Source organism: Chitinophaga sp. CB10, assembly GCA_001870995.2.
Lineage (GTDB): Bacteria > Bacteroidota > Bacteroidia > Chitinophagales > Chitinophagaceae > Chitinophaga.
In genome coordinates this window covers 22,437-28,643 of sequence record MLAV02000029.1, presented here as the reverse complement: position 1 = coordinate 28,643, position 6,207 = coordinate 22,437, and the positions used below count along the sequence as shown (strand labels likewise).

The following is a 6,207-nucleotide window of genomic DNA, read 5'->3' as shown; positions in this document are numbered from 1 at the left end:
AACCAATACGATTGCACAACATTTTTTATTTCATAATTATATACATATTTTTCATTATCATTTAAGTCGCCACTTTAATAGCACAACACGTTAAATATAATTTAACTCAAACAAGTATGGCTTTAACATTTTTTTAAAATATTTTCTAACCCATTCTCTTTCAATCTTCATTTTGTGTATGTTTAACACTTCAATACTTATCGCTGTCCATGAAAGTTTTTAATATTTTTTTCGCCGTGATCTTTGTTGTGTTTGCAGGCCTGCAATACAATGATCCTGATCCGTATGTATGGATGCCCATCTACCTGTATGCCGCCGTGCTTTGCGCCATGGCAGCGCGCAACAGGTTTTACAGCAAATTGTATTTAATAGGCATCGGCATTTACCTGGCATATGCCGTTTATTTATTTTTTACGAAAGACGGCGTGGCCGACTGGGTAACGCAGCACCAGGCGGAAAACATTGCACAGACGATGAAAGCCACGAAACCATGGATTGAAGATACGCGGGAGTTCTTCGGGTTGTTTATCTGCATTATTGCATTAGGGGTGAACTACTTTTATGCGAAACTAAAGATGAACCGTTACCGTTAGTTAATAGCTCAGCATATTGGCCAGCAGCTTTAACTCTATCTCTGCTACCTTGGCGGCATAGGCCAGGTTGGTCAGCTGGTAACCTGCCGCTTCAAAACTCTGTTGCGCCGTTTTCACATCTATTACCGTTGCCTGGCCCAGCTGCAACTGCTGAACGGTGAGGCGTACCAGTTTGGCGGAAAGATCGTAGGTGCTTTGCGCCGTGGCGAGTTGTTCGAGGTTATTATTGAATGCCTGCCATGACTTCACGGTTGCCGCGGTATAATCGCGCAGGTATGTTTCTTTCAGCAGTTTTGCATTACGCGTATCGATGGCTGCTACCTGCTGTTGCTTCTTATAGATGCCGCCGTTGAATATGGGAATGGTTAACCCTGCCCCCACATAAGGCCCATAGTTCTGGTTAAACGTAACGTTACCTGCGGAGGCGGATGTACGGTTGAAATTATAGCCGGCATTGGCCGTTACGCTGGGATAGCGGAGCGCTGCCGCTTCTCTTTCCCGGAGTTCGTTGATGCGTACCTGTATGTCTGCCGCCTGCAGGCGCGGGTTCTCTTTATACAACCTGTCCAGTATGGTGTCGAGGCTGATAGCTTTGTCTACCACCACCGTGTCCTTGATGGTGATGGCGGAATCCGGCCGTAAGGTAAGCAGCGTCAGCAGGTCGGTTTTAGACTGCTGGATCACCAGGTCCTGCGTTTGCAGCGCCTGCTGCTGGGTGTTGATGTCCACCATGGCCTGGAAGAGGTCCGCGTCATTGGCCATGCCTACCTCTTTGCGGGCTTTTACAATATCGAGTTTTTGTTGTGAAACCGCTATGGATTGCAGCAGTGTGGCAGCGAGGCTCTGCTGTCTCACCACATCATAATATTTTAATTCCACATTGGCGACTACCCGTTGTATCATGGAATCCAGCTGGGCGCCTGACAGCTGCTGCAATTGTTCCAGCCGGCGTTTGGTGGCCACAACGCGGCGACCGTTAAACAGCACGATGCTGGCTCCCAATCCTGTTTGCAGGGCATTGGATACGTTGCCGGTCCGTTTGATTTCTTCCCCGGAATTGAGGCGCTGGGTGAGGTTGGTGGTTTGTTCGTTGTCAGTAGCGGTGGCCTGGATCAATGGCAAACCGCCTGCATAGCCGTAGGTATTGAGTAAGGTGTTAGCCTCCACGTCGTTTTGCGCCAGCTGGATTTCCAGGCTGTTTTTCAGCGCGATATTTACCGCCTGCTGTAACGTAAGCGGGTCCTGCTTTACAGGGGGCTTCATATACAAAGGCTGCTTATAGGGAGGCAGCTTATAAGGCTGCTGTGCTGTTGCCATTGCAAAGCAGCCTGTCATCAGCAATAAAATCAGACTCTTTTTCATTCGTGACTATGCGCTTTGTGTTTACCGGAAATAAAGGTGTACACCGCCGGTATCACCAATAATGTAAGGATCAGGGAAAACAGGATACCGCCTACTACTACAATACCCAGCGGCACGCGGCTGGTAGAGGCGGCGCCCAGGCTCATCGCGATGGGCAATGCGCCCAGGGAGGTGGCCAGGCTCGTCATCAGGATGGGGCGTAAACGCTGGGATGCCGCTTCTATCACTGCTTCCACTTTGGCCATGCCCTGCTCCCGCTTCTGGTTGGTAAACTCGATGATAAGGATACCATTCTTCGTCACCAGGCCTATGAGCATGATCATACCGATTTCAGAGAATATGTTGAGCGTATGCCCGAATACCCACAGGCTCAGTAATGCGCCTGCGAGCGCTAAGGGCACCGTGAGCATGATGGTGAGCGGGTCGATAAAGCTTTCGAACTGTGCCGCCAGTACCAGGTAGATCAGCAGCAGGGCTAACCCGAACGCAAATACGATGTTGGACGAACTTTCCGCATAATCGCGGGACGGGCCGGAAAGGGAGGTTTGGAAGGACTCGTCCAGCAGGCGGTTGCCGATGGCCTGCATGGCGGCGATACCATCGCCCACGGTGTGGCCGGGCGCCAGGGAGGCGGATATGGTGGCCGACTTATACCGGTTGTAGTGATAGAGGATGGCCGGGTTGGTACCTTCCTGCAGATGCACCACCGCATCCAGGGGGAGCAGGCTGCCCCTGTTGTTGCGCACGTAGAGGTTATTGATGTCGTTCGGTTTGTTGCGGTTATTCCAGGCTACCTGGCCTATTACCTGGTACTGGTAACCGTTCATGATGAAATACGCCATGCGGCCGCCGCTGAATGCCGCCTGAGCCGCGCGGATTACGTCGGAAGCGTACAGGCCGAGGTCCCGCGCCTTGGTACGGTCCAGCGAGAGCTGTACTTCCGGCTTGGTAAACTTCAGGTTAACGTCCACATTGGCGAAGGTTTTATCATTCCTGGCTTCTTCCAGGAATTTAGGGATGATTTCCCGGAGCTTGTTCAGATCCGTGGTTTGCAGCACAAACTGTACTGGCAGCGCGGATTTGGAGCCGGAACCTACGGCAATGGTTTGCTCCTGCACGGCAAAGATGCGGGCCTGGTTAAACCGGGAGAGTTTATCCTGCAGGTCGTTGGCAATATCGTTTTGGGACCGGGTCCTGTCCTGCGGCGGGATGAGTCCTACGCGGGGCTGCGCCTGGTTAACGGCGCCCCCACCGCCACCGCCGCCACCGGGTGTTCTGGCGAATACGAAATCGCGTTCCGGCAGGGAATCATACAGGTAATCGGAAATCTGGTCGGTGATGGATTGCATGGCTTCAAAGCCGGTACCTTCTGCCGCCGTTACCTGGAAGCGGATGCTGCTCCTGTCTTCCAGCGGAGCGATTTCACTTTTAAGGCCATTCATCACCAGGTATATGATCACTCCGCAGACGGCCACTATCACCCAGGCGACCCAGCGCACCTTCATAAAGCTTTCCAGCAGGCGTTTATAGCCGGACTCCATGCCCTGGAAGAAAGGTTCTGTTTTGAGGTAGAATTTTGAGTGCTGCGCATCCTTACGGTTGAGTACTACGTTGAGTACCGGCGTAATGGTGAGCGATACGAAGGCAGATATCAGCACAGCGGCAGCCAGCACGACTCCGAACTCGCGGAAGAGCCGCCCCACGAAGCCTTCCAGGAATATCACCGGCAGAAACACCACTGCCAGGGTAATGGATGTGGATATTACCGCGAAGAATATTTCCTTACTGCCTTCCAGCGCCGCCTGGCGGATGGGCATCCCTTCTTCCATCTTGCGGAAGATGTTTTCCGTAACCACGATACCGTCATCCACCACGAGGCCGGTGGCCAGTACGATCCCCAGCAGGGTGAGGATATTGATACTGAAGCCGGCAACGTACATCACAAAGAAGGTGGCGATGAGGGAGATGGGAATATCTATCAATGGGCGGATGGCGATCAGCCAGTTCCGGAAGAAGAAGAAGATCACCAGTACTACGAGGGCAAAGGCGATGAGGAGTGTTTCCTCTACTTCTTCCAGCGACTGGCGTATAATTTTGGTATTATCGATGAGGACTTTAAACTGGATGTCCGATTTATTGGATTTTTCGATGGCTTCCAGGCGCTTATAGAATTCGTCCGCAATTTCGATGTTGTTGGCGCCTGGCTGGGGCGTGATGGCCAGGCCTACGGCGTTTACGCCGTTGTATTTCCAGCTTTGCTCATATTTTTCAGGTCCCAGTTCTACTTTGGCGATATCCGACAGGCGGACGATGCCGCTGCTGTCCTCCCGGATGATGAGGTCCCTGAATTCCTTTTCTGTCGTAAGCCGGCCTAATGTTCGTATAGTCAGCTCCGTTTGGGTTCCGTAAATTTTTCCCGGGGGGAGATCGATATTTTCGTTATTGAGGGCGGCGCTTACATCCGTAAATGCCACGTTATAGGTGCTCATTTTGTCCGGATCGAGCCAGAGGCGCATGGCGTAGCGTTTTTGCCCGAGGATGTTAATGGAGCTGACGTTATTGATGGTTTGCAGTTGTTGCTGCAGCACGTTTTCCGCGTAATCGCTCAGCTCCATCAGGCCTTTCGTACGGCTTTGCACGGCCAGGATGAGGATGAAATCGGCGTTGGCATCCGCCTTCGTCACCACGGGCGGGGCATCGATATCCTGCGGGAGGTTGCGTTGGGCTTGTCCTACTTTATCGCGCACGTCGGAGGCGGCGGCTTCGAGGTCTACCCCGAGGTTGAATTCCACCGTAATGGCGCTGCTGCCGATAGAGCTGGAGGAGGTGATGGTGCGGATACCGGGGATACCGTTGATTTGTTTTTCCAGCGGTTCAGTGATCTGGCTTTCTATGATATCAGCGTTGGCGCCGGTGTAGGAGGTGGTAACGGTGATGATGGGAGGATCGATGGCGGGGTAATCCCGTATAGCCAGGAAGGTGAACCCTACCACGCCGAAGAGGATGAGCGCAAGGTTCATTACAGTGGCCAGTACCGGCCTTTTCAGCGACAGCTCCGAGATATTCATCAGTTCTCCGGTTGTTTAATTTCCCTCACTTTTAGGATACCATTTGGGCGGGCGAACAGCACGCCGGTTACCACGACGGTATCACCGCTGTTGACGCCGCTGGTAATTTCCACGCTGGATGCCTGGCGCACGCCTGTTTCCACGTTGACGAAGGAGGCGCGGCCGTTTTTGACTACGATCACCTGGTTGCTTTTATCTTCCGGGATCAGTGCGTTGGTGGGTACGAGGATGGCCTTGTTGTGGGAGCCGGCGTCCACATATACTTTGGCGAAGCCGCCCGGGTGTGCGGTAACATTGGGCAGCATGACCCTTACCACGAGGTTGCGGGTAGCGGCGTTGGCCTGGGGCTCCACGGCGATGATGGTCGCCCCGATCAGTTTGCCGGAGGTGGCATCCATGGCTACCTGCACTTTGTTACCTTTTTTTACGAGGTAATTGTACTGTTCCGGTATAGTGAAATCTATTTTCAGGGTATTGGTGGTTTGGAGAGATGCAATGACATTGGCCGGGCTAACGTACGCGCCTATACTTACCTGGCGTAGTCCGACCACGCCGGTGAACGGTGCTTTTACCACTGTTTTATCGATCAGGGCCTGGTAGTAGGCAACATCGGAGCGGAGGCTTTGGAGCTGATTGAGGGCGGCGTCGTAATCCGCCTGGTTGATGCCGTTGATTGCCAGGAGTTTCCTGAGCCTTTCTTCCGTTTTTATGGCCAGGTCCAGCTGGACTTTTGCTTTTTCCTGCTGGGCTACGAGATCGGCATCATTAATCCGTGCGATGACGGTACCTTTTTGTACGAGTGCGCCTTCCGGGACGTTCAGGTAGGTAATACGCCCGCTGGTTTCGGGGTGCAGTTCTACGAATTCGTTAGCCACCACTGTACCGTTGGCTTCGACAATATTGCTGATAGTGCGCGGGGTCGCAACAATTACATCTACCACAACAGGACCGGATTCTTTGGCTACCGGCTTTTTACGGCGCCCACAGGATGCTAACGCGACTATCACTGTTACCAGAAATACAGACAGAAAATATTTACTCATCCGCCGGGCTGATTTGGTAAAAAGTGAACTTGAATAAAGATAGACAATTAAAAGCGGTAAAAGTTTAAACCAGTTTTAACAGGATGCTAACAAAGTAAGTGGCGCCGGTGTTGGTCAGTTTCGGGGCAATTTGTACTTTTC

Annotated in this window: 4 protein-coding genes; 1 reads left to right on the top strand and 3 read right to left on the bottom strand. The window is 52.4% G+C overall.

Translation table 11 applies throughout. The features are described from left to right. Positions 1-209 precede the first annotated feature (209 nt). Positions 210-593, top strand: a complete 384-nt coding sequence (locus BOC67_RS25140) for a transmembrane 220 family protein (RefSeq protein WP_291914977.1) — start codon at positions 210-212, stop codon at positions 591-593. Here BOC67_RS25140 and BOC67_RS25135 read toward each other — a convergent pair whose 3' ends face one another. Genes BOC67_RS25135 through BOC67_RS25125 form a run of 3 tightly spaced genes read right to left on the bottom strand, consistent with a single transcriptional unit; the run spans position 594 to position 6,066 of the window. Continuing rightward, positions 594-1,955: a TolC family protein gene (locus BOC67_RS25135; protein WP_291914976.1), complete on the bottom strand. Its 1,362-nt coding sequence runs from the start codon at positions 1,953-1,955 to the stop codon at positions 594-596. It lies immediately after the preceding gene. Next, positions 1,952-5,023 carry an efflux RND transporter permease subunit gene (locus BOC67_RS25130; RefSeq protein ID WP_291914975.1) on the bottom strand — a complete coding sequence of 1,024 codons (3,072 nt, stop codon included), beginning with the start codon at positions 5,021-5,023 and terminating at the stop codon, positions 1,952-1,954. Before BOC67_RS25130 ends, BOC67_RS25135 begins: the two co-directional genes overlap by 4 nt. Further along, entirely contained in the window at positions 5,023-6,066 is a 1,044-nt protein-coding gene (locus BOC67_RS25125) for an efflux RND transporter periplasmic adaptor subunit (protein WP_291914974.1), read from the bottom strand. Before BOC67_RS25125 ends, BOC67_RS25130 begins: the two co-directional genes overlap by 1 nt. Positions 6,067-6,207 lie beyond the last annotated feature (141 nt).